This is a genomic window from Micromonospora cynarisoli (assembly GCF_030518815.1).
GTDB classification, from domain to species: Bacteria; Actinomycetota; Actinomycetes; order Mycobacteriales; family Micromonosporaceae; genus Micromonospora; species Micromonospora wenchangensis.
Window position 1 is genome coordinate 3,106,069 of the sequence record NZ_CP130426.1, and the last position, 22,010, is coordinate 3,128,078.

General features: G+C 73.6%; 24 protein-coding genes, 1 pseudogene and 1 riboswitch. Of the genes and pseudogenes, 13 read left to right on the top strand and 12 right to left on the bottom strand.

Annotated features, from left to right (window positions below; translation table 11 throughout):
• Window positions 1-50: 50 nt before the first annotated feature.
• From Q2K16_RS12835 to Q2K16_RS12850, 4 genes are all read right to left on the bottom strand, one after another.
• On the bottom strand, window positions 51-914 hold the full coding sequence (locus tag Q2K16_RS12835; RefSeq protein WP_302745628.1) for a hypothetical protein: 864 nt from the start codon (window positions 912-914) through the stop codon (window positions 51-53).
• Window positions 915-1,066: 152 nt separating this feature from the next.
• The gene (locus Q2K16_RS12840) at window positions 1,067-2,446 is read right to left on the bottom strand and encodes a glycine--tRNA ligase (RefSeq protein WP_302745630.1); all 1,380 of its coding nucleotides are present in this window, start codon (window positions 2,444-2,446) and stop codon (window positions 1,067-1,069) included.
• Window positions 2,447-2,562: 116 nt separating this feature from the next.
• Window positions 2,563-3,036, bottom strand: coding sequence for an Rv0361 family membrane protein (locus tag Q2K16_RS12845; protein ID WP_302746459.1), 474 nt, complete (start codon window positions 3,034-3,036; stop codon window positions 2,563-2,565).
• Window positions 3,037-3,237: 201 nt separating this feature from the next.
• Window positions 3,238-3,579 (bottom strand): antibiotic biosynthesis monooxygenase family protein, encoded by a 342-nt coding sequence (locus Q2K16_RS12850; RefSeq protein ID WP_145921258.1) that lies wholly within the window; start codon window positions 3,577-3,579, stop codon window positions 3,238-3,240.
• A 27-nt stretch (window positions 3,580-3,606) separates the two neighbouring features.
• Between Q2K16_RS12850 and Q2K16_RS12855 the strand changes: the two genes are divergently transcribed.
• From Q2K16_RS12855 to Q2K16_RS12885, 7 genes and pseudogenes are all read left to right on the top strand, one after another.
• Window positions 3,607-3,864: a DUF6703 family protein gene (locus Q2K16_RS12855; RefSeq protein WP_302745631.1), complete on the top strand. Its 258-nt coding sequence runs from the start codon at window positions 3,607-3,609 to the stop codon at window positions 3,862-3,864.
• Window positions 3,865-3,918: 54 nt separating this feature from the next.
• Window positions 3,919-4,869 (top strand): metal ABC transporter substrate-binding protein, encoded by a 951-nt coding sequence (locus Q2K16_RS12860; protein ID WP_302745632.1) that lies wholly within the window; start codon window positions 3,919-3,921, stop codon window positions 4,867-4,869.
• Window positions 4,866-5,627, top strand: coding sequence for a metal ABC transporter ATP-binding protein (locus tag Q2K16_RS12865; RefSeq protein ID WP_302745633.1), 762 nt, complete (start codon window positions 4,866-4,868; stop codon window positions 5,625-5,627). The genes Q2K16_RS12860 and Q2K16_RS12865 overlap by 4 nt, the downstream gene beginning before the upstream one ends.
• Before the next feature lie 3 nt (window positions 5,628-5,630).
• Window positions 5,631-6,497: a metal ABC transporter permease gene (locus tag Q2K16_RS12870; RefSeq protein WP_088644407.1), complete on the top strand. Its 867-nt coding sequence runs from the start codon at window positions 5,631-5,633 to the stop codon at window positions 6,495-6,497.
• A gap of 43 nt (window positions 6,498-6,540) precedes the next feature.
• Window positions 6,541-6,831, top strand: a pseudogene (locus Q2K16_RS12875) (ArsR/SmtB family transcription factor); the annotation flags it as partial.
• A gap of 79 nt (window positions 6,832-6,910) precedes the next feature.
• Window positions 6,911-7,516: a hypothetical protein gene (locus tag Q2K16_RS12880; RefSeq protein WP_302745635.1), complete on the top strand. Its 606-nt coding sequence runs from the start codon at window positions 6,911-6,913 to the stop codon at window positions 7,514-7,516.
• Window positions 7,517-7,619: 103 nt separating this feature from the next.
• Complete coding sequence (locus Q2K16_RS12885) at window positions 7,620-9,053, top strand: cellulose binding domain-containing protein (RefSeq protein WP_302745636.1); 1,434 nt, start codon at window positions 7,620-7,622, stop codon at window positions 9,051-9,053.
• 44 nt (window positions 9,054-9,097) lie between these two features.
• Here the strand turns inward: Q2K16_RS12885 and Q2K16_RS12890 are convergent, their stop codons facing one another.
• Entirely contained in the window at window positions 9,098-10,318 is a 1,221-nt protein-coding gene (locus tag Q2K16_RS12890; RefSeq protein ID WP_302745638.1) for a cellulose binding domain-containing protein, read from the bottom strand.
• A 239-nt stretch (window positions 10,319-10,557) separates the two neighbouring features.
• On the opposite strand from Q2K16_RS12890, the gene Q2K16_RS12895 reads away from it, so the two are divergent.
• Window positions 10,558-10,725 (top strand): hypothetical protein, encoded by a 168-nt coding sequence (locus Q2K16_RS12895; protein WP_168222550.1) that lies wholly within the window; start codon window positions 10,558-10,560, stop codon window positions 10,723-10,725.
• 94 nt (window positions 10,726-10,819) lie between these two features.
• On the opposite strand, the gene Q2K16_RS12900 is transcribed toward Q2K16_RS12895, so the two are convergent.
• Together Q2K16_RS12900 and Q2K16_RS12905 are read right to left on the bottom strand one after the other, a co-directional pair.
• On the bottom strand, window positions 10,820-11,323 hold the full coding sequence (locus tag Q2K16_RS12900) for a DUF6328 family protein (protein ID WP_302745640.1): 504 nt from the start codon (window positions 11,321-11,323) through the stop codon (window positions 10,820-10,822).
• 128 nt (window positions 11,324-11,451) lie between these two features.
• A complete protein-coding gene (locus Q2K16_RS12905; protein ID WP_302745641.1) occupies window positions 11,452-12,282 on the bottom strand; it encodes an alpha/beta fold hydrolase in 831 nt (276 codons plus the stop codon).
• 102 nt (window positions 12,283-12,384) lie between these two features.
• Window positions 12,385-12,490: riboswitch (TPP riboswitch) on the top strand.
• Between the two features lie 75 nt (window positions 12,491-12,565).
• On the opposite strand from Q2K16_RS12905, the gene Q2K16_RS12910 reads away from it, so the two are divergent.
• From Q2K16_RS12910 to Q2K16_RS12920, 3 genes are all read left to right on the top strand, one after another.
• The gene (locus tag Q2K16_RS12910; RefSeq protein WP_302745642.1) at window positions 12,566-13,156 is read left to right on the top strand and encodes an ECF transporter S component; all 591 of its coding nucleotides are present in this window, start codon (window positions 12,566-12,568) and stop codon (window positions 13,154-13,156) included.
• Window positions 13,157-13,189: 33 nt separating this feature from the next.
• On the top strand, window positions 13,190-14,617 hold the full coding sequence (locus Q2K16_RS12915) for an ABC transporter ATP-binding protein (protein WP_302745643.1): 1,428 nt from the start codon (window positions 13,190-13,192) through the stop codon (window positions 14,615-14,617).
• 79 nt (window positions 14,618-14,696) lie between these two features.
• Entirely contained in the window at window positions 14,697-15,497 is an 801-nt protein-coding gene (locus Q2K16_RS12920; RefSeq protein WP_302745644.1) for an energy-coupling factor transporter transmembrane component T family protein, read from the top strand.
• Between the two features lie 152 nt (window positions 15,498-15,649).
• On the opposite strand, the gene Q2K16_RS12925 is transcribed toward Q2K16_RS12920, so the two are convergent.
• Window positions 15,650-15,901 carry a hypothetical protein gene (locus Q2K16_RS12925; protein WP_302745645.1) on the bottom strand — a complete coding sequence of 84 codons (252 nt, stop codon included), beginning with the start codon at window positions 15,899-15,901 and terminating at the stop codon, window positions 15,650-15,652.
• 389 nt (window positions 15,902-16,290) lie between these two features.
• Here Q2K16_RS12925 and gndA point away from each other — a divergent pair, with 389 nt between their 5' ends.
• Entirely contained in the window at window positions 16,291-17,736 is a 1,446-nt protein-coding gene (gene gndA, locus Q2K16_RS12930; protein ID WP_302745647.1) for an NADP-dependent phosphogluconate dehydrogenase, read from the top strand.
• A gap of 234 nt (window positions 17,737-17,970) precedes the next feature.
• Here the strand turns inward: gndA and Q2K16_RS12935 are convergent, their stop codons facing one another.
• From Q2K16_RS12935 to recO, 3 genes are all read right to left on the bottom strand, one after another.
• Entirely contained in the window at window positions 17,971-18,156 is a 186-nt protein-coding gene (locus Q2K16_RS12935; protein ID WP_302745649.1) for a hypothetical protein, read from the bottom strand.
• 72 nt (window positions 18,157-18,228) lie between these two features.
• The gene (locus tag Q2K16_RS12940) at window positions 18,229-19,005 is read right to left on the bottom strand and encodes an isoprenyl transferase (protein WP_302746460.1); all 777 of its coding nucleotides are present in this window, start codon (window positions 19,003-19,005) and stop codon (window positions 18,229-18,231) included.
• 32 nt (window positions 19,006-19,037) lie between these two features.
• Window positions 19,038-19,934, bottom strand: coding sequence for a DNA repair protein RecO (recO, locus tag Q2K16_RS12945; protein WP_302745651.1), 897 nt, complete (start codon window positions 19,932-19,934; stop codon window positions 19,038-19,040).
• A gap of 102 nt (window positions 19,935-20,036) precedes the next feature.
• On the opposite strand from recO, the gene Q2K16_RS12950 reads away from it, so the two are divergent.
• Window positions 20,037-20,813 carry a DUF4097 family beta strand repeat-containing protein gene (locus Q2K16_RS12950; RefSeq protein ID WP_302745652.1) on the top strand — a complete coding sequence of 259 codons (777 nt, stop codon included), beginning with the start codon at window positions 20,037-20,039 and terminating at the stop codon, window positions 20,811-20,813.
• Window positions 20,814-20,829: 16 nt separating this feature from the next.
• Here Q2K16_RS12950 and Q2K16_RS12955 read toward each other — a convergent pair whose 3' ends face one another.
• The gene (locus Q2K16_RS12955) at window positions 20,830-21,912 is read right to left on the bottom strand and encodes an acyltransferase family protein (RefSeq protein WP_489671881.1); all 1,083 of its coding nucleotides are present in this window, start codon (window positions 21,910-21,912) and stop codon (window positions 20,830-20,832) included.
• Window positions 21,913-22,010 lie beyond the last annotated feature (98 nt).

A 22,010-nucleotide genomic window follows, 5' to 3' on the forward strand; every position in this document is an offset into this window, starting at 1 on the left:
CATTCCCCCGTACCTGGTGTGACGATGGCGATTGCGGCGTGCGACGGTCTCTACGCCCCACCGCCGGGTCGGACCTGACTCGGGTGACCGACCAACAGGCTGGTCAGATCGACGATCACGTGGGTCGGCGAGGTGGTCGACTGGATCGTGATGACGCTGCGGTACGCCCCGGTCGCCCCCAGCTCCGTGAAGAGGAAGTTGGACAGGATGGTACCGGCGGTCGACCAGTTCACGGTCGACACCGCCGGCTTGGGCCCGGTGCCCCAGACGGTGAGCACGCCGGAGCCCGTCATCCCGACCACGGTGACGTTGCCCTTCATCGCGTAGCCGTCGCGGACGTAGGAGTCCAGACTGACGACGATGGGCTTGCCTGGCACGACCCGCCCCTTCGAGTCGAGGGTTCCGGCACCGGAGACGATGTGCCGCCGAAGGTCGACGTCACGGGTGTCGAGCACCCGGGTGGGAGCGACGGCGACCGAGGTGGTGGCCCACTCGCTGGTCCAGGCCCAGCCGTTGGTACCGTTCGCGCCGCTGTCCGCGCCGGCCCGGACGAACAGGTCACCCTCATGGTCGACTGCCAGCGTGCCCACCTCGGAGTCCAGCACCTGCGGGTAGAGGTCGGTGCCGGGCATCAGCCGTAGCGGGGCACCGACCGGGTTCTCCAGGATCAGGGTGGCTCGGTCGTTGTAGCTGTGCAGCGTGGTGGTGGCCGTGCCGGCTTCGTTCGTCGTACCCATGATGAGCTGGTCGCCCGGGGCGGCCTGGGCGGCACCGGGCAGGCCGACGGTGGCGGCGACGCCCGCGCCGGCCGTGGTGGCGGCGACCGTGGCGGCCCGGCGCAGCAGCCGCCGCCGGTCCGGGTCGTGGCCCTGACCCTGGCCTGCCACGTGGTCCGGTTGCGACGCACGCGTCATGTACACCCCCGTGTAGAGATTCAACGCGAGGAATGCTCGCACGGGATCCGGGCGGGCTCAACAACCGGACGGTCGAAGATGTCGACCGATGACCGGGCCACGCCGGCCCCGACCCGGTCAGTGTGGCGGGGCCGGTACGACGGCGGTCGTGGTCAGCAGCCGGGCAGGCGCTCGATCAGGTAGCGCTCGACCTGGTCCAGGGCGACCCGCTCCTGGGCCATGGTGTCCCGGTTCCGCACGGTCACCGCGTCGTCGTCGAGGGTGTCGAAGTCGACGGTGACGCAGAACGGGGTGCCGATCTCGTCCTGCCGGCGGTAGCGGCGGCCGATCGCCTGCGAGTCGTCGAACTCGACCACCCAGCGCTTACGGAGCTGGGCGGCGAGCCCCTTGGCCTTCGGCGAGAGCGCCTCGTTGCGGGACAGCGGCAGCACCGCCACCTTGACCGGGGCCAGCCGGGGGTCGAAGCGCATCACGGTGCGCTTGTCGACGCCACCCTTGGTGTTCGGGGCCTCGTCCTCGTCGTACGCCTCCAGCAGGAAGGCCAGCACCGCGCGGGTCAGGCCGGCGGCCGGCTCGATGACGTACGGCACCCAGCGCTCGTTGCGGGTCTGGTCGAAGTACGACAGGTCCACGCCGGAGTGCTTGCTGTGCGTGGAGAGGTCGAAGTCGGTGCGGTTGGCGACCCCCTCCAGCTCGGCGAACTCGGTGCCGCCGAAGCGGAACCGGTACTCGATGTCGACGGTGCGCTTCGAGTAGTGGGAGAGCTTCTCCTTGGGGTGCTCGTAGAAGCGCAGGTTCTCCTCGGACAGGCCGAGGTCGAGGTACCAGTTCCAGCGCTCGGAGAGCCAGTACTCGTGCCACTGCTCGTCGGAGCCGGGCTCGACGAAGAACTCCATCTCCATCTGCTCGAACTCGCGGGTGCGGAAGATGAAGTTGCCCGGGGTGATCTCGTTGCGGAACGACTTGCCGGTCTGCGCGATGCCGAACGGCGGCTTCTTGCGGGCGGCGGTCGCCACGTTGTTGTAGTTGACGAAGATGCCCTGGGCGGTCTCCGGGCGCAGGTAGTGCAGGCCCTCGTCGCTCTCCACCGGGCCGAGGTAGGTCTTCATCAGGCCGTTGAACATCTTCGGCTCGGTGAAGGTGCCCTTGTTGCCGCAGTTGGGGCAGTTCAGCTCCTGCAACGAGGTCAGCGGCTTGCCGTGTTTCTCGGCGTACGCCTCCTCCAGGTGGTCGGCGCGGAACCGCTTGTGGCAGGACTGGCACTCGGTCAGCGGGTCGACGAACTCGGCGAGGTGGCCGCTGGCCTCCCAGACCTTGCGGGCGAGGATGACCGCCGAGTCGAGGCCGACGACGTCGTCGCGCTGCTGGACCATCGCCTTCCACCACTGCCGGCGGACGTTCTCCTTCAGCTCCACGCCGAGCGGACCGTAGTCCCACGCCGACCGGGTGCCTCCGTAGATCTCGCTGGAGGGAAAGACGAAGCCTCGGCGCTTGGCGAGGCTGACGACGGCGTCGATACGGTCGGCTGGCATGTTTCCTCCTACGCCGGCTGGCGGTCGGCGTGGCCATGAAGACGGGTGGGACCGGACGGCCCGGGACAACGGTACGACCAGCAGCGCCCCGGGCCCAGCAGAATACCGGGGACGGCTCAGCTGACCCCGCACACCTCCATGCCGCCGGTCTGTTGGTCGGCGGCGAGGGTGACCTGCTGGGTGTCCCGCCCGCCGCCGCTGAAGGTCACGTCGACCGGCACGGTCAGGGTCTGCGGGTCGACGTCGCCCACCCGGTAGCTGGCGACGGCCGGTTCCTCGGCGACCCGCCGGGCGAACTCGCCCCGCGACTCCCGCCGCCGCGCGTCCTCGCAGAGCGCGTCGTACGCCTTGCCGTACTCCTTGGCGACCAGGGCGCGGTAGTAGTCGTCGGTGACCGCCTGCCCCTGCTCCTCGATGGCCTGCACGTTGCTGACCACCAGCCCGACGGCCGCCGCACCGCCGCCGCCGCAGCAGATCAGCAGGGCCAGCGCGCCGACGCCGAGGCCCAGCCAGAGCCGCTTGCGGCTGCCCTCGGTGGGCGGGGCGGCGAACGGCGGGGCCACCCCGGGCCCCCGGGGCGGCGGGGGCACCCCCGGGTCCGACGGCGGGGTGGGCACGCCCGGGGCACCCGGCGGGGTGGGCGTCCCCGGGCCACCCGGGGCGGCGGGCGGCGGTGCGGCGTCCGGGCCGGGTGTCACGGGGTACGGCGGTGGGGCTGCCGGGCCGGGAGCGGTCATAGGAGCAGGGTAGTGCCCACGGCTCAACGCTGCGGACACGCGGCCCGATCGGGTTCAGCGGTGCGGACGCGCGGCCCGGTCACTGTCGACGACGACCACCTCGCCGTCGGGGGCCGCGCCGGCCAGCGTCTCGTACGCCGAGGGTTCGTCGACCGACTCGGCGAGCAGCGGCACGGCGGTGATCTTGACGTCGAACCCGCCCAGCGCGCGCCGGTACGTCCCGACCGACTCCCACTCGGTGAGCAGGCACCAGTGCCGGGGGTCGTCGAGGGCCCGCAGCAGCTCACCGCGCCGGTAGCCGGGGCGGGCGGCGAGGGCGGCCAGCGCGGCGTGCGCCCGGGCGGTGAAGTCGTCCGCCGCCTCGACGGCGACCACGAACCGGTTGGTGACCAGCACCGGGTTCCTCCTCGTAGAGTCTGTGGGATGCAGCCTACGCAGCGCCCCCTGCTGGCCCGGTTGGCCCGGGCGAACCCGACGTCGGTGTTCCTCGCCACCCTGGCGCTGGTGCTGGTGGCGCTCTTCGCGCCCGCCCCGGTCGGTGGGCTGCTGCTGCTGGCGCTGGCCGCCGGGCTGGCCTACCTGCTGACGGTCACCTGGCCGGTGCAGGCGCCGCAGACCCGGCTGATCCGGTTGGTGATGCTGACGCTGCTGGTCACGGTGGCCCTGGTCAAGCTCTTCTGACATGCACTCATGCGTTTTTGACAATCATTCTCGTTTTCACGGACAGTTGCCGACATGACCACCCGCACCCGGTTCCGCACCCTGACCGCCGCCACCGCCCTGCTCGCCCTGACCGGCCTCACCGCCTGCTCGACCGAGGGCACCGGGGCCGACCCGGACCGGGTGGACGTGGTCGCCGCCTTCTACCCCCTCCAGTTCGTCGCCGAGCGGGTCGGCGGGGACGCGGTCACCGTCACCAACCTGGCCAAGCCGGGTGCCGAGCCGCACGACCTGGAACTCAACCCGCGCCAGGTCGGCCAGGTCAGCGAGGCCGAGCTGGTCTTCTACCTCAAGGGCTTCCAACCGGCGGTGGACGAGGCCGTCGCGCAGAACGCCGCCGACCGGGCCTTCGACGTGACGACCGTCGCACCCCTGCGCGACGCGACAGCCGGCGGACACGACCACGACCACGAGGGTGAGGACGGTCACGCCGAGGAGGAGAACGGCGGCAAGGACCCGCACCTGTGGCTCGACCCGACCCGGCTGGCGACCGTCGCCGACAAGCTCGCCGAACGGCTCGGCACCGTCGACCCCGACCGGGCCGCCGACTACACGGCCCGGGCCCGGACGCTGAGCGGCGAGCTGCAAAAACTCGACGCCGAGTACACCGCCGGCCTGAAGACCTGCCAGCGCCGGGAGATCGTGGTCAGCCACGCCGCCTTCGGCTACCTCGCCGAGCGTTACCGGCTGGAGCAGATCGGCCTCACCGGGCTCACCCCGGACACCGAGCCCGCCCCGCAGCGGCTGGCCGAGGTCGCCCGCGAGGCCCGCGAGCACGACGCCACCACGATCTTCTTCGAGACGCTGGTCAGCCCGAAGGTCGCCGAGACCATCGCCGCCGAGGTCGGCGCGAAGACCGCGGTGCTCGACCCGATCGAAGGGCTCTCCGCTGACGGGGGTGGGGACTACCTTTCGGTGATGCGCACCAACCTGACCACACTCCGTACCGCCCTGGGGTGTTCGTGACCGCTCCCGTCATCCAGGTCACGCACGCCACCGCCGGCTACGACGGCCGGCCGGTGCTGCGGGACGTCTCGCTGACCGTCACCGCCGGTGAGGTGGTGGCCGTGCTCGGCGCCAACGGCTCGGGCAAGTCCACCCTGATCCGGGCGGTGCTCGGGCTGGTCCCGCTGGGCGCCGGCACCGTCGAGCTGTTCGGCGTCCCGCAGCGCCGGTTCCGGCAGTGGCACCGGATCGGGTACGTCCCGCAGCGCCTCGGGGCCGGCAGTGGCGTGCCGGCCACCGTCCGTGAGGTGGTGGCCTCGGGACGGCTGGCCCGCCGGGGCGTGCTGCGCCCGCCGGGCCGGGCCGACCGGGCCGCGGTGGACGCGGCGCTGCGCGCGGTAGGGCTCGCCGACCGGGCCCGGGACCCGGTGGCCACCCTCTCCGGCGGCCAGCAGCAGCGCACCCTGATCGCCCGCGCCCTGGCCGGCGGGCCGGAGCTGCTGGTGCTCGACGAGCCGACCGCCGGGGTCGACGCGGCCAGCCAGGAGGCGTTCGCCGGGGCGCTGCACGACTTCCTCGGCACCGGGGGCACCGTGCTGCTGGTCGCCCACGAGCTGGGGCCGCTGCGCCCGCTGATCAGCCGGGCGGTGGTGGTGCACCAGGGCGGCGTCTGCCACGACGGCCCGGTGCCGGAACCGGCCGGCCACCACGCCGAGCCCGACCACGACCACGTGCACCCGCACGGTCCCGAGGAGCCCGCCGGGCTGTGGAGCAGCTGAGCAATGGACCTCTTCCAGTACGACTTCATGCAGCGGGCCCTGGTCGGCGCCCTGGTGATCGGGCTGGCCGCCCCCGCCCTCGGCATCTACCTGGTGCAGCGGCGGCTGGCCCTGATCGGTGACGGCATCGGCCACGTCGCGCTCACCGGCGTCGGGGCGGGCCTGCTGCTCAACCGGTCCCCGGTGCTGGTGGCGGTGGTCGCGGCGATCCTCGGCGCGGTCACCATCGAACTGGTCCGGGCCCGGGGCCGCACCTCCGGCGACCTGGCGCTGGCGCTGCTGTTCTATGGCGGCATCGCCGGTGGGGTGATGCTGGTCGGGCTCTCCGACGCCAGCAGCGCCAACCTCAACGCCTACCTGTTCGGGTCGCTCACCACCACCTCCCCCGCCGACCTGACCACCATCGCGGTGCTCGGCGCGAGCATCGCCGTGCTCATGCTGGCGCTGCGCCCGGCGCTGTTCGCGGTCTGCCACGACGAGGAGTACGCCCGGGTCGCCGGGCTGCCCGTCCGGGCGTTGAACATGCTGCTGGCGGTCGCCACCGCGGTCACCGTCACCATCGCCATGCGGGCCGTCGGCGTCCTGCTGATCAGCGCGCTGATGGTGGTGCCGGTGGCCACCGCGCAGCAGGTCACCAGGGGCTTCCGCAGCACCATGACGGCGGCCATGGCGCTCGGCCTGTTCGCCGCCGGGGCGGGGGTGTGGGTGGCGGCCACCGCCGACACCGCCCCCGGCGCCTCGGTGGTGCTGCTGGCGATCGCCTCGTTCCTCGTGGTGGCGCTGGCCGCCGCCGCCCGGCGGGTGCTGCGCCGCCGGGCCACCCCGGCCGTGGTCGGCGCGCCGGAGCCGCACGAGGTGGTGCTCCGGTGACGCCGACCGGCGTACCGTCACCGGTATTGGTTACCGTTACGGGGTGACCGGCACCCACGGCTACGACGCCTTCGAGGGCGCGGGCGAGCTGCTCCGGGCGCTGTCCGCGCCGATCCGGCTGGCGATCGTCAGCGAGCTGGCCCAGGGTGAGCGGTGCGTGCACGAGCTGGTCGAGCAACTCGGCGCACCGCAGCCGCTGGTCTCCCAGCACCTGCGGGTGCTGCGCGGCGCGGGGGTGGTGCGGGGGTCCCGGCGCGGCCGGGAGATCGCCTACGCCCTGGTCGACGAGCACGTCGCGCACATCGTCGCCGACGCGGTCAGCCACGCCGGGGAGGGGCCGTCGCCCGTCGGGGAGCCGGCCGTCGGGCGCACGGGGGGTGCCGTGCAGCCCGCGTCGTGGCACGCTGTCGGCCGTGAAGATCTACGCTGACCGTTTTCCGGTCGCCCTCCGTCAGTTCCTCACCGACCTGCTCGTCGTCGCCTGGGTCTACGCGGCGGTCCGCTTCGCGATGTGGCTGTACGACCTGGTGGAGAAGCTCGCCGTACCGGGGCGGAAGCTGGAGGGGGCCGGCGGTGGCCTCGCCGACAACCTGGCCGAGGCCGGCGGCAAGGTGGGCCGGGTGCCGCTGGTCGGCGACGAGCTGACCGGCCCGTTCACCAAGGCCGCCGACGCTGCCCGCGCGGTGGCCGAGGCCGGCCGCGACCAGCAGGACCTGGTCGGTCAGCTCGCGTTGGCGTTGAGCATCGCGGTGCTGGTCTTCCCGCTCGGGCTGGTGCTGTTCGGCTGGCTGCCGCTGCGGCTGCGCTGGATGCGCCGGGCCGCGTCGGCGAAGGCCCTCGCCGCCGGGCCGGCCGGTCGGGACCTGCTGGCGCTGCGCGCGCTGACCAGCCAGCCGCTGCGCCGGCTGACCCGGATCGACCCCGACGTGGCGCAGGCGTGGCGGCGGGGCGACGACGCCACCGTCGACGCGCTCGCCGCCCTGGAGCTGCGCCGACTCGGCCTGCGCGCCGGCCGCTAGCCACCGCGCCGGTTGTGCCGACCCACCTCACAGGCTTAGATGATGGTGAATGTCTTGCGCCTGGTGGCCGTCGAGACGCACAGCCCGGAGAGGGGGCCGTCCCATGCCCGTGTCCCAGATGCGGTCGATCGTCGTTGCCGGGGCGGCCGGTGTGGTGGCGGTGCTGGCCGCCACGCTCACCGGTCTGCCCCCGGCCCGCGCCGCCACCGGGGACGGCTCCCCCACCGACGCGAACATCGCCTTCGTCGGCCGCTGGGACCGCAGCAACAGCAGCGCGTACGTGCCGAACTGGGCGGGTGCCTACCTGCGGACCGGGTTCACCGGCACCACGGTCAAGCTGCGGCAGCGCCGCACCATCGACCTCTACTACAGCATCGACGGGGCCGACTTCCGCTACCTGACCAACGTCAGCGGCACGGTCAACCTGACCCCGACCCCGCTGCCCGCCGGCAACCACACGCTTGTGGTGTCGTACCGGGTGGTCGGCGGCTCGTACACCGGGGACGCGGTGTTCCAGGGGCTGACCCTCGACACGGGCGCGCGGACCCTGCCGGCGGCAGTCCGGCCCCGGCTGATCGAGTTCGTCGGCGACTCCATCACCCTCGGCACCACCTCGTCGCGGACGGCGCTGACCGCGTACGGGTGGCTGACCGGCGAGCAGCTCGGCACCGAACACACCCAGCTCGGTTACGGCGGGGGCTGCCTGGTCGCCACCGCCGACGGCTGCGTCAGCGTCGCCAGCCAGTTCCTCCGCACCGGGTACGCGGCGAACAGTCAGGCCTGGGACTTCAGCCGCTACCAGGCCGACGCCGTGGTGATCAACCTGGGCACCAACGACCGCGGCCACGGGGTGAGCGGCGCGGACTTCCAGAACCAGTACGCCACGTTCATCCGTACCGTGCGGGGCAAGTACCCGCGCGCGGCGATCTTCGCGCTGCGCACCTTCAGCGGCCGGTACGCCGCGGAGACCGCCGCCGCCGTCAGCACGGTCACCGGCGACGGCGACCGCAACGTGTTCTACGTGGACACCACCGGCTGGCTGCCGGCCGACGGGCTGAGCGACTCGGTGCACCCGAACGACGCCGGGCACCGGGCGATCGCGGCCCGGCTCGCCCCGGTCGTCGCCGCGAAGCTGCCCACCACGCCGACACCCACCCCGACCACCGCAGCGCCCACCACGGCACCGCCCACCACCACCGCGCCGCCGGCCGGCGGGACCGGATGTGCGGTCGGGTACGCGGTCACCGGACAGTGGCAGGGCGGGTTCCAGGGTGAGGTGACGATCCGCAACACCGGCACCGCCCCGGTCGACGGCTGGACGCTCCAGTGGAGCTTCGCCGACGGCCAGCGGATCAGCCAGGCCTGGAACGCGGGCTACACGCAGAGCGGCGGCACCGTCCGCGCGACCGACGTCGGCTGGAACGGCACGGTCGCGGTCGGCGCGACGGTGAGCTTCGGTTTCCTGGCCGACGCCACCGGCGCGAACAACCGGCCCGCCGGATTCACCCTCAACGGCACCGCCTGCGCGCTGTCCTGACCCCGGTCGGGCGGCCCCGGTCCGGGCCGCCCGACCGTACGCCGTCAGCGGAGGTAGGCCGCGAGGCCGAGCTGCTGGTTACGCAGGGCGGTGGCGACCACGCCGGCGATCTGCCGGGCACCGGCCGTCTCGAAGTGGGTGTGGTCGGCGCAGAAGAACGCGCCCACCGCGCCCGAGTTGTAGTCACCGTTGTTCGGGCAGAGCCTGAGCGTGTTGTAGAGCGTGTAGCTCAGCTTGTGCAGGTCGATGACGGGGACGTTGTTGGCCCGGCCCGCGTCGAAGGTCTCGGTGAGGAAGCCCCGGTTGCCCACGGCGGTGCTGCCCGAGCAGGTGATCGCGGCGGCCGGGGTGAGGAAGATCGGGTACGCGCCGCGCTGCTGGGCCGCGCGGGCCATCACCCCGAGCAGTTCCCTGTAGCGGGCCGAGCCGACGTGCCGGTTGCAGGTGGTGCTGCCGTCGTTGATGCCGAACTGGATGAGCAGGTAGTCGCCGGCCTTCATCCCGCCGGTGGCGTTCAGCATCGCCTGCCAGCGGGTCGAGTAGGTCTGCGGGTTGATCACGCACTCGCCTGCCGCGTTCATCGTGGTGGTGACGTTCGGGTCGTACAGCCAGGTCTGGATGCTGCGTCCGCCGACCGCGCTGTTGACCACGGTGGCGTTGCCGTTGAGGTACTGGCCGAACTGGTTGCCCCAGCCCACCGGGCAGGCCCCGCTGGACGACGGGTTGGCGACCGTGGAGTCCCCGGCCAGCCACACGGTGACCGGTGGCTGTGTCGAGGGCGTCGGCGTGGGGGTGGGGGTCGGGGTGGGCGGGGTGGACGGTGGCGGGCAGGGCGTGGCGGTCGGGGTTGCGCCGGTGCAGGAGACCCCGTTGAGCGCGAACGTGGTGGGCACCGGGTTGGCGGTGGTCCACGCGCCGTTGAACCCGAAGCTGACGCCGGCCCCGGTCCCGACGGTGCCGTTGTAGCCGACGTCCTTGGCGCTGACCGCCGTCCCGTCCTGGGTGACTGTGGCGTTCCACGCCTGACTGACCCGCTGTCCGCTGGCGAACGCCCAGGTGAGCGTCCAGCCGGTGACCGGGTCGCCGAGGTTGGTGATGGTCACGTCCGCGCCGAAGCCGCCCTGCCACTCGCTGGTGACCCTGTAGTCGACCCGGCAGCCGGTGGCCGCCGCGGTGGCGTTCCCGGACGCGACCGCCACGCCGCCCGCGAGGACCGCCAACGTGATCGCGCCCAGTCCGGCGAGACGTCGCCGTGCTGCTCTCATGGTCCGCTCCTCGTCGCCGGTGCCGGGCCGGCGTCGCCCGCCCCCACTGGACGGCCGCCCGAGCCCCGCGACGATGGCCGCACCCCGGGACGGGAGGAGGCAACAATCGATGTTACTCGATATTATGTCGCTCTCCCACCTCCGCCCGGTCGGACCGGCACGCCGGGGTGACGCCACACCCAGCCGTGGCCGGTCGCTCGGTCGTCGGGCACCACGACCGGCTCGTCTAGGGTGGTGCGGTGCTCTACTTCCTGATCGTCATCGCCGTGCTGCTGCTGGTGTACGCCGCCGTGCTGGTCAGCTTCGTCCGGCGCGGACGCAAGATCCCGCCGCAGGCGTACCTGGTGCTGGCGCTGCTCAACGGGCTCATCCTGGCCGCCGTGCTGGCCTGGGCGATCGCCCGCTGACCCGCCGGCCGGGGCGGACGGGCCGGGGCCACCCCGGCCGCCGTCGACCCCGGGCGGGCCCCGGCCCACCGCATCCCACCACCCGACGGCGGAATCAGTCGCCGTTCAACACCACCGGATCGTCATCGTCGTCGTCGATGTCGTCGTCGCCCCAGTTGCGCCTGGCGAACGGCAGGATCACCCAGAAGGTCAGGAACCACAGGCCGGTGATCACGGTGAGCACCACGGCGATGCCGGTGTCGAGCACGAAGTCGGCGATCAGCAGGACCGCGCTCACCATCGCGACCAGCATGAAGGCCAGGCCACCGGAGGCCATCCGGTGCGCGAAGCGGACCAGTTCCGGCTTGCGGCCCTGGCGGAACAGCGCCCGGTGGAAGGCGACCGGCGAGATGATCATCGCGGTGGCCGCGGCGGCGGACAGCAGGGCGAGGATGTAGACGTCCCGCTGGAACTCGCTGGTCCGGGTGAACCCATTACTGAACGGCAGGGTCAGCAGGAAGGCGAAAAGGATCTGCACGCCGGTCTGGGCGACCCGCAGCTCCTGGAGCAGATCGGCGAAATTGCGCTGCCACCGCTGCTTGTCGGATTCCTTCGACACGCGCTACCTCCGGTTCAGACGGTACGACCGACGGGGGGCACCCCCCGTCGGCAGCAACGCCTGTGCCCGATCCACGATCGTCCGAAACCGATTCACGATCCCCGATCGGGGTGCTCCGCCGGCATCCCTCAGACCGACCCGCGCACCCGGGCCAGGATCACCTCGGCCAGCGGGCCCGGCGCCTCGTCGGGAATCCAGTGGGTCACCCCGTCGAGCACCACGAACCGGTAGTCCCCCGACACGTGCCGGGCGCACGCCTGCGCGGCGGCCCGCCCGATCGCCACGTCCCGGTCACTCCACACGTAACTGGTCGGCACGCTCACCGGACCGACCGCCTTCATATCCCGCCCCGACATCGCCCGGTACCAGTTCAGAGCCCCGGTCAACGCGCCGGGCGACCGCAGCGGCCCGGCGTACCCGGCCACCCGGGCCGGGTCGCCGACGCCGGACAGCAGCCGGCGCAGCACCGCCCCCCGCCCGGCCAGCAGCACCCGCTCCGCCAGGCCCGCCCGGCGGAACAGCGCCATGTACGCCGAGCGCGCCCGCTGCCGGCGGTCGGTGGCCAGCGCGTACCCGAAGGCGGCCGGGTGCGGCACCGAGACCGCGGTGAGGGTACGCACCCGCTGCGGATGCCGTGCGGCCAGCGCCCAGGCGACGACCGCGCCCCAGTCGTGCCCCACCACGTGCGCGGTGTCGACGCCCACCGCGTCCAGCACCGCCACCGCGTCGGCGACCAACTCCGGCAGCCGGTAGTCGGCCACCTCGGCCGGGCGGGCCCCGGGCGAGTAACCCCGCTGGTCGGGGGCGTACGTGCGCAGCCCGGCGGCGTGCAGGGCGGGCGTCACCGCGTCCCACTCCCCACCGTGCTGCGGGAAGCCGTGCAGCAGCAGGACGACGTCGCCGCCCTCGGGGCCACCGGCCCGTACGTCGAACGTCAGGCCCCGCGCCGTCACCCGCACGATCGTCACCCTACCCAGCCCACCCGGGCGTCGAATGCCGGGAACCGTGTGACCTGCTGGGCCGTTGCCGCAGGTCGGTGCTAGCGTCTGCCGAGACAACTTCACATCCGACAGGGGAGCGCACAGCGCTGAGAGTGCGGGCACCGCCCGCAGACCCTCGAACCTGATCTGGGTAATGCCAGCGCAGGGAGTTCGGTCGACCTCCAGCCGCGCCGCCGTCCGGCTGCCGCCGGGCGCGGCGTGCGTCTTCTCCTGGTTCGATCTCTGGACTGGGAGCACCGACATGCAGCACACCACCACCAACCGGTGGCGCACCATCGACATCGTGGTCGCCGCCGTGATCGCCGTGGCCTTCGGCGTCATCTTCTGGGCCTGGGGCCTGGTCTGGAAGGCCGCCGACCCGGCGTTCGCCGCCGCACCGGCCAGCCAGGCCGTGATGTACGGCGTCTGGCTCGTCCCGGCCGTGCTCGGCGGCCTGGTCATCCGCAAGCCGGGGGCGGCCCTGTTCTGCGAGGCCGTCGCCGCCACCGTCTCCGCGCTGCTCGGTGCGGAGTGGGGCGGCATCACCATCGTCCAGGGCCTGATCCAGGGTCTCGGCGCGGAACTGGCCTTCGCCGCGTTCCGCTACCGGGCGTACCGGCTGCCGGTGGCGGTGCTCGCCGGGGCGATGACCGGGCTGAGCGCCGCCCTGTTCGACTTCTTCGTCTGGAACTCCAAGTACGCCCTGGTCAGCTACCGCCTGCCGTACGCGGCGCTGACCGTGCTCAGCGCCGCCGTCGTCGCCGGGGTCGGCGGCTGGTACCTGACCCGGGCGCTCGCCGAGACCGGGGTGCTCGACCGGTTCCCCGCCGCCCGCGACCGTACGCTCGTCTGACCCCGCCGTGACGAGCGGGGAAGGGTCGGTGGCGTGGCCGGGGTGAGGCTGGTCGGCTTCGGCTGGCGGCACGCGGGGCGGCGGGCCTGGGCGGTACGCGGGGTCGACCTGCGCATCGACCACGGGGAGCGGGTGCTGCTGCTGGGGCCGTCCGGGGCCGGCAAGAGCACCCTGCTCGCCGCGCTTGCCGGGCTGCTGCCGGCGGACTCCGGCGAGCAGGAGGGCACCGTCGAGATCGATGGCCTCGACCCGGCCAAGGCCCGCGAGCGGGTCGGCACCGTCTTCCAGGACCCGCAGTCCCAGCTCGTGATGGCCCGCTGCGGGGACGACGTCGCGTTCGGCCTGGAGAACCGGGGGGTACCCGGCGACGAGATCTGGCCCCGGGTGGACGAGGCGCTGCGCCGGGTCGGTTTCCCGTACCACCGGGACCGGCCCACCGCGGCGCTGTCCGGCGGCGAGCAGCAGCGGCTCGCCCTGGCCGGCGTGCTGGCGCTGCGGCCGGGGCTGCTGCTGCTCGACGAGCCGACGGCCAACCTCGACCCGGTCGGCGCGGACCTGGTCCGCACGGCGGTGGCCGGCGCGTTGGACCCCGACACCACCGTCGTCCTGGTCGAACACCGGGTCGCCGACGCCCTGCCCCTGGTCGACCGGGTGGTGGTGCTCACCCCCGGCGGCGGGGTCCGGGCCGACGGCTCACCGGAGGCGGTCTTCGCCGCGCACGGTGCCGCGCTCGCCGCCGAGGGGGTGTGGGTGCCCGGCCACCCCACCGTGGCCCGGCCGGCCGCCGGACCGCCCGGCGGGGCGTTGCTCACCGCCGACCGGCTCGGCCTGCCGCCCCGGCTGGCCCCCACCGACCTGGCGGTACGCGCCGGCGAGGCGCTCGCCGTCCTCGGCCCGAACGGGGCCGGCAAGTCCACCCTCGCGCTGCTGCTCGGTGGCCTGCTGCGCCCCGGGCACGGCCAGCTGACCGCCACCGCCGCACTGGCCGCCGGGGACACCCGCACGCCCCCGCACCGGTGGCGGGCCCCCGCCCTGGCCGGCCGGATCGGTTCGGTCTTCCAGGACCCGGAGCACCAGTTCGTCACCCGTACCGTCCGCGACGAACTGGCCCTCGGTCCGCGCCGGACGGGTCGCCCCGAACCGGCAGTCCGGGCCACCGTGGACGAGCTGCTGGACCGGCTGCGGCTGACCCGGCTCGCCGGGGCCAACCCGTACACCCTCTCCGGTGGGGAGGCCCGACGGCTCAGCGTGGCGACCGCCCTGGCCACCGCGCCCCGGCTGCTGATCTGCGACGAACCCACCTTCGGCCAGGACCGCCGCACCTGGGGTGAGCTGGTCGGCCTCTTCGCCGACCTGCGGGACGCCGGACACGGGGTGGTCACCGTCACCCACGACGGGGACTTCGTCGCCGCGCTCGCCGACCGGACGGTCACCCTGCGCCCCGCCCGGGAGCAGCCGTGACCGGCCCCGCCCCGCTCCCCCGCACCACGCCGACGGCCCCGGCAGCTCCCGGTCCACGCGCCCGCGGGTGGGGGCGGTCGTGATCGGGCTGGAACCCGTCGCGACGCCCGGTGCGCCGCTGGCCCGGCGCAACCCGGTGGCGAAGCTCGCAGCCGGGCTGGTCTTCTCGTTCCTGCTGGTGGCCAGCCTCGACCCGGTCGCGCCGGCGGTCGCCATCGCCGTCGAACTGGCGCTGCTGCCGCTGTTCGGCATCCGCTACCGGGTGCTGGCCCGGCGGGCCCTGCCGCTGCTGGCCGGTTCCGTCGGCATCCTGGTCACCCTGATGCTGTTCGCCGCCGACCGCTCCGGCCGGGTGCTCTGGGCGGCCGGGCCGCTGCTGGTCACCTCGGGGGTGCTGGTCACGGCGCTGGGGTTGGTGTTGCGGATGCTCGCGGTCGCCCTGCCCGGGGTGATCGTCTTCGCCACCACCGACCCGACCGACCTGGCCGACGCGCTGGTGCAGAACGCGAAGGCCCCGGCCCGCTTCGCCATCGGCGCGCTGGCCGCGTTCCGGCTGGTGCCGCTACTCGGCCAGGAGTGGCAGATGTTGACCATGGCCCGCCGGGCCCGGGGCGTGGACGCCGGCCGTGACCCGCTGGCCCGGCTGCGGCTCTTCGCCGCCACGGCGTTCGCCCTGCTGGTGGGGGCGATCCGGCGCGGCACCCGGCTGGCGGTGGCGATGGACGCCCGGGGCTTCGACGCCGGCACCCCGCGTACGGTGGCCCGCCGCCAGGTGTTCCGCCCCGCCGACTGGCTGCTGATCGCCGGAGCGGCGGCCCTGGCCGGCGGCGCGCTCGCGGTCAGCATCGCCCTGGGCACCTTCCGCCCCCTGATCGGCTGACCCACCCGCCCGGCCCGCCGAGCGGCAGGCCGTCGGCAGCACTGAGCCGAAACAGCGGTATCCGAGGGCTCGGATACCGCTGTTTCGGCGCACTGGTGGGACGGGCCTCCGCCCGGCACGGGCCCCGGGCGGGCGGGACTCCGCCCGGCGGGTCAGCTGCGGCGGAAGGCGTACCGGCGGTTCTGGCCCTGGGCGGTGGTGGAGCCGGCCCGGACCGACCGGCCCGACCGCGACGGCGGTGGGGGCGGGGTCGACCGGGCGGCGACGTCCGGGTGGGACGACGCGACGGCGAGGGGAACCGGGTGCGCGGGCGACACGGTGAGCGCCGCGAGCGCCGACGCGTCCACCTCCACCGGGGACGGTACGGGACGACGGGACTTCTTCGGACTGCGCTTGGCGGGCATACGCTGCCTCCTGACGAGGTGCGGAGGGCCACCCGGCCACGCGGGCGGCGGGCGCGGGCGGTCGACGGACGGGATCGGCCCCGGACGACCGGCCACGAGTCATCCCCTGTCGGCAGGGGGCGGGAGACACGGACGCCCGAGCACGCGGACCCGCGGCCACGGCGGCGGGTCGGCTCTGGAGAAGGGCGTCAGATGCGCATGCCGCCACGCTAACCGACCCCCGCACCCGGCGCACCCGCATTTCCCGCCGACCGTTCCCGCCGACAGCGACGGCCCCGGTCGGAGACATGCGACCACCCTGTGGCACCGGGTGGACGGCGGCTGCCGGCCCTCGCGGGCTCGCGATACGGTCACAGCACACAGGTGACGTGAGAGGTGGCGGGTACGACATGACGCAACAGGCGACGGCGCAGATCGGCGTGACCGGGCTGGCGGTGATGGGTCGCAACCTGGCCCGCAACCTGGCCCGGAACGGGTTCACCGTGGCGGTGCACAACCGTTCCCCGGAGCGCACCCGCAGCCTGGTCGCCGAGCACGGCGACGAGGGCACCTTCGTGCCGTCGGAGTCCCTGGCCGACTTCGTCGGCTCGCTGGAGCGGCCCCGCGCGGTGATCGTCATGGTCAAGGCGGGCGCCCCCACCGACGCCGTCATCGACGAGCTGGTGCCGCTGCTGGAGGAGGGCGACATCGTCGTCGACGCCGGCAACGCCCACTTCGCCGACACCCGCCGCCGGGAGGAGACGCTGCGCGAGCACGGGCTGCACTTCGTCGGCACCGGCGTGTCCGGTGGCGAGGAGGGCGCGCTGCTCGGGCCGAGCATCATGCCGGGCGGCTCGGCGGAGTCCTACCAGAAGCTCGGGCCGATGTTCGAGAAGATCGCCGCGCAGGTGGACGGCGTCCCCTGCTGCCAGCACGTCGGCCCCGACGGCGCCGGCCACTTCGTCAAGATGGTCCACAACGGCATCGAGTACGCCGACATGCAGCTCATCGCCGAGGCGTACGACCTGCTGCGGGCCGGGCTGGGGGCGACCCCGGCGGAGATCGCGGAGATCTTCCGGGAGTGGAACACCGGCGAGCTGGAGTCGTTCCTCATCGAGATCACCGCCGACGTGCTGGCGCACACCGACGCCGCCACCGGCAAGGCGTTCGTCGACGTGGTGCTCGACCAGGCCGAGCAGAAGGGCACCGGCCGCTGGACGGTGCAGATCGCCCTCGACCTGGGCATCCCGATCACCGGCATCGCCGAGGCGACCTTCGCCCGGTCGCTGTCCGGGCACGCCGGCCAGCGCGAGGCGGCCCGGCGTACCTTCGGCGACGCGGGCGAGAAGTGGCAGGTCGAGGACCGGGACGCGTTCGTCGAGGACGTCCGTCGGGCGCTGCTGGCCAGCAAGATCGTCGCGTACGCGCAGGGCTTCGACCAGATCCGGGCCGGCAGCCGCGAGTACCACTGGGACATCGACCTGGGCGGCACCGCCACCATCTGGCGGGGCGGCTGCATCATCCGGGCGCGCTTCCTCGACCGCATCCGCGAGGCGTACGACTCGCAGCCGGACCTGCCGACGCTGCTGGTCGCGCCGTACTTCGCCGACGCGGTGAGCGACGGCGTGCCGAGCTGGCGTCGGGTGGTGGCCGACTCGGCGCGGGCGGGCGTACCCACCCCGGCCTTCTCCTCCTCGCTTGCCTACTTCGACGCGCTGCGCGCGGAGCGGCTGCCGGCGGCCCTGATCCAGGGCCTGCGGGACAACTTCGGCGCGCACACCTACCACCGGACCGACCGGGAGGGCGCGTTCCACACCCTGTGGGCGACCGCCGACCGCTCCGAAGTGGCCGGCTGACCGGACCCGCTCAGCGCCGGTGCGGTGTCCACACCGCACCGGCCCGGGGCCGCCCGGGGGCCACGAGGACATGACGAACGCCCCGCCGTTCCGGTGCGCACCGGAACGGCGGGGCGTTCGCACGAATGGGCCCGGTGCCGGTCCACGGCGGTCCAGGCTGACCGGTGGCCGGCGGGGGCATCCGCCGGGCCCGTTACCGGGGGTGGTCGGCGGCGGGCGGCCGACCGCCGGTCGTCACCAGAACCGGCGACGGCGGGCCTTGCGCGGGCGCAGCACGTCGGCGCCCCGGGACAGCAGCCGGCTCACCCCGCTCGGGCCGCGACGGGCCTTCAGGGTGTGGCTCAGCCGGCGGGCGCCCGCCGCGGCCAGCGGCACGGCGACCGCCATGACCGCCCACTGTGCGATCCGCTTCTGAATCATGGGTGCTCACCTCCGCGATCAGCTGCTCACCAGGGGATACCCCGGCGGTGAGATAGCCAATCGTGGCCCGGGTCAGCGCGGCGGGGCGACCGGGTTGGGCAGCGCGCCACCGAAGCGGCGATCCCGCTGGGCGTACAGCTCACAGGCGTACCACAGGTGGCGGCGGTCGAAGTCCGGCCAGAGCGTGTCCAGGAACACCAGCTCCGCGTACGCCGACTGCCAGAGCATGAAGTTCGAGATCCGTTCCTCGCCGGAGGGGCGCAGGAAGAGGTCCACCTCGGGGACCTCCGGGTGGTAGAGGTACTTCGCCACCGTCTTCTCGGTGACCTTGTCCGGGTCGAGCCGACCGGCGGCCACCTCCCGGGCGATCGCGGCGGCGGCGTCGGCGATCTCGGCCTGGCCGCCGTAGTTGACGCAGAACTGGAGGGTCAGCGTCGAGTTGCCCCGGGACATCTCCTCCGCGGTCTGCAACTCGGTGATGACGCTCTTCCACAGCCGGCCCGCCCGCCCCGACCACACCACCCGTACGCCCAGGTCGACGAGCTGGTCGCGGCGGCGACGGATGACGTCCCGGTTGAAGCCCATCAGGAACCGGACCTCGTCCGGCGAGCGCCGCCAGTTCTCGGTGGAGAAGGCGTACGCCGACAGGTAGGGCACCCCCAGCTCGATCGCCCCCTCGACGGTGTCGAAGAGGCTGTACTCCCCCTGCTCGTGGCCCTTGGTGCGGGGCAGGCCGCGCTCCTTGGCCCAGCGGCCGTTGCCGTCCATCACCACCGCGACGTGTTTCGGCAGCGCCTCGGCGGGCAACGCCGGTGGACGTGCCCCCGACGGGTGCGGGGTCGGCGGCACCGGCTCCCGCCGGCCGGACCTCAACGATCGGATCACTCGGTCATCTCCCTGTCCACACCCTCCACACCGACCCGGGGCGGCAACTCCCGGCCACCCGGCGCACCGCCGTCGCCCCCGGCCGGCACGCCGCCCACCGGGCCGGTGTCCGGCGCACCGGTCGGCGGGCCACCCCGGTCGACCAGCGGCAGCGAGCGTAGCGCGCGTTCCAGGTGCCACTGCAGGTGCGCCGCGACCAGGCCGCTGCACTCCCGGCGTACCCCGGCGGCGGTGGCGTCGGCGACCTGCCAGTCACCGCTGGTGAGGGCGGACATCAGGTCGATGGTGGCCGGCGCGGGGTGGGCCGCGCCGGGCGGCCGGCAGTCCGGGCAGACCGCCCCACCCGCCGGTACGGAGAACGCCCGGTGCCGCCCCGGGGTGCCGCAGACCGCGCAGGCGGTCAGGGCCGGCGCCCACCCGGCGAGGCTCATCCCGCGCAGCAGGTAGGCGTCGAGCACCAGCGTGGTGGCGTGCTCCCCCAGGGACAGCGCCTTGAGCGCGCCGAGGGTGAGCTGGAACAGCCGCAGCGACGGTTCCCGCTCGACGGGGGTGAGGCGTTCGGCCGTCTCCGCGATCGCGCTCGCCGCCGTGTACCGGGGGTAGTCACCGAGGAAGCGCCTGCCGTACAGGTCGATGCCCTCGACCTGGCTGACGCTGTGCAGCGAACTGCCGGTGTTGCCCTTCGGGTCCCCGGCGAGCTGGAGGTCGACGTGCCCGAACGGTTCCAGCCGGGCACCGAACTTGCTGGTGGTACGGCGCACCCCACGGGCCACCGCGCGCAGCCGGCCGTGCCGGCGGGTCAGCAGCGTGATGATCCGGTCGGACTCGCCAAGCTTCTGCACACGCAGCACCACCGCGTCGTCGCGGTAGAGCTGTCGGCGGTACCCGGCCATCGGGTCATTCTCTCTCGGGGTGGGAAATCAGGGTCGGCTCGGGGTGGGTCGGTGCTGCGCCCCGGATGTGCGCCGGGGTGCGACGGCCGTAAGTTGCTGGTCATGGCACTTCCCCGCAGCGTGGTCGCCCTGGGCGCGACCGTCGCCCTCATCCTCGCCACCGGGTGCGACACCATGGCGTTCCGGCGGCTGGACTTCGACACCACCGAGGCGGCGAAGATCGCCCGGATCACCGTCCGGCCCGGTTCCGGGGACGTCGTGGTGCGGGCCACCGGCCCGGCCACCGGGGTACGCGTCAAGCGGGTGCTCCGCTACCAGGGCGACCAGCCCGACACCACGTACCAGATCACCGGCGACGAACTGGTGCTGGACACCGGCTGCGGACCCCGCTGCTCGGTGTCGTACGAGGTGACCGCCCCGCCCGGGGTGCGGGTGCAGGGCAAGACCGGCTCCGGTGATGTCGAGCTGGCGAAGATCGGGTCGGTCGACCTCTCCCTGGGCTCGGGCAACCTGCGGATCGCCGACGCCAGCGGCCCGGTGCGGGCCGAGAGCGGCTCGGGCAACATCGAGGTGCTGAACGTCACCGGCCCGGTCGACCTGCGGGCGTCCTCCGGTGACGTCACCGGGACCCGGCTCGGCGGCGACGTCTCCGCCGAGACCAGCTCCGGCAACATCACGCTCGTCCTGACCACCGCGGCCTCGGTGCGGGCCCACGCCGGCAGCGGGGACGTCGAGCTGACGGTGCCGGCGGGCAGGTACCGGGTGAAGTCCGACGTCGGCTCGGGGGACGCCGACGTCGGGGTGACCAACGATCCGGGGGCGTCGCTGGTGCTGGACCTCAAGACCGGCAGCGGGAACGTGACGGTCGTGCAGCGGTGAGGCGTCCCGGCGTACCTCACCGGGCCCTGATCCCGGCGGCGTCGGCCCCGGCCGCCCGGGGGCCCGGGACGACGGGCGTCGCCGGCACCGGTCGGGCCGGCCGCCGGCCGGGGACCAGCTCGGGGCGGCGGCGGGCCGCCACGTCCTCGACCCAGCCGACCAGCAGGGTCACCACGCCGACCAGGAGGAAGACCAGCACCACCCGGATCGCCAGCCCCCACGGGTCGCGGGGTGACCAGCCGACCAGCCCGACCAGCGGGGTGAGCGCCACCACGAAGGGCATGTGCCACAGGTAGATGGTCAACGCGCGCCGGTTCACGATCGTCACCAGCCGGTCGACGATCCGGTTGCGGTCCACCCAGGCGGCGGTGGCCGGGGCCCGGCCGATGACCACCAGGATGAACGCCGCCGACCACAGGGCGTTGCCCAGCGGGATGTCGTTGAGGTCGTAGCCGCGCGGCCCGGGGTGGGTGAGAACCCAGCCGGCACCGGCCCCGGCCAGCAACAGCGCCACCGGCACCAGCACCCGGCCGGCCAGCCGGCGCAGCAGCCCGTCATGGTGGGCGAAGCCGAGCAGCCAGGCGCCGAAGTACAGCCCGAAGTCGCGCAGCACCGCCGAGGTGGTGGTCAGCAGACCCGCCTCGATCGCGACCAGCAGCAGGTAGGGAACGGCCAGGGTGGGCAGCGGGGCGCGGCGGAAGAGCCACAGTGCCACCGGGGAGGCGAGCACGAACCACAGGTAGTCCCGCAGGTACCAGATCGGGCTGAGCGCAAGCGCACCCCAGTAGTTGGCAGGCGGGTCGGCGACCGGGAACAGCCAGAGCACCACCCGGGGGGTGAACACCAGCCCGGTCAGCAGCATCGCCGGGACGAAGACCACCGCCACCACCCACAGCGAGGGCAGCAGCCGACGCAGCCGACGGCCGACCGCGGGCCCGCCGGAGCGGTCCAGCGACGCGGCCATCAGCGACCCGGCCAGGGCGAACATGACCGACATGGCCGGGAAGACAAGCGTCAGCGAGGCCAGCCCGGTGACGTGGTAGACCACGACCCGGACGATGGCCAGGAAACGGAGCAGATCCAGATATCGGTTACGCATCAGGCTGCATCTATGTCGAGGGCGGATGGACGTCCCCTACCCTGCGCACCCGACCTGTGAAACCGCTGCTAATCGGTACCTGACGTGAAACTTCCCAT

Coding starts and splice junctions, on each gene's coding strand:
- Q2K16_RS12835 (WP_302745628.1), bottom strand. CDS start 914: ATGACGCGTGCGTCGCAACCGGACCACGTGGCAGGCCAGGGTCAGGGC.
- Q2K16_RS12840 (WP_302745630.1), bottom strand. CDS start 2,446: ATGCCAGCCGACCGTATCGACGCCGTCGTCAGCCTCGCCAAGCGCCGA.
- Q2K16_RS12855 (WP_302745631.1), top strand. CDS start 3,607: ATGCAGCCTACGCAGCGCCCCCTGCTGGCCCGGTTGGCCCGGGCGAAC.
- Q2K16_RS12860 (WP_302745632.1), top strand. CDS start 3,919: ATGACCACCCGCACCCGGTTCCGCACCCTGACCGCCGCCACCGCCCTG.
- Q2K16_RS12870 (WP_088644407.1), top strand. CDS start 5,631: ATGGACCTCTTCCAGTACGACTTCATGCAGCGGGCCCTGGTCGGCGCC.
- Q2K16_RS12885 (WP_302745636.1), top strand. CDS start 7,620: ATGCCCGTGTCCCAGATGCGGTCGATCGTCGTTGCCGGGGCGGCCGGT.
- Q2K16_RS12890 (WP_302745638.1), bottom strand. CDS start 10,318: ATGAGAGCAGCACGGCGACGTCTCGCCGGACTGGGCGCGATCACGTTG.
- Q2K16_RS12910 (WP_302745642.1), top strand. CDS start 12,566: ATGCAGCACACCACCACCAACCGGTGGCGCACCATCGACATCGTGGTC.
- Q2K16_RS12925 (WP_302745645.1), bottom strand. CDS start 15,901: ATGCCCGCCAAGCGCAGTCCGAAGAAGTCCCGTCGTCCCGTACCGTCC.
- gndA (WP_302745647.1), top strand. CDS start 16,291: ATGACGCAACAGGCGACGGCGCAGATCGGCGTGACCGGGCTGGCGGTG.
- Q2K16_RS12935 (WP_302745649.1), bottom strand. CDS start 18,156: ATGATTCAGAAGCGGATCGCACAGTGGGCGGTCATGGCGGTCGCCGTG.
- recO (WP_302745651.1), bottom strand. CDS start 19,934: ATGGCCGGGTACCGCCGACAGCTCTACCGCGACGACGCGGTGGTGCTG.
- Q2K16_RS12950 (WP_302745652.1), top strand. CDS start 20,037: ATGGCACTTCCCCGCAGCGTGGTCGCCCTGGGCGCGACCGTCGCCCTC.
- Q2K16_RS12955 (WP_489671881.1), bottom strand. CDS start 21,912: ATGCGTAACCGATATCTGGATCTGCTCCGTTTCCTGGCCATCGTCCGG.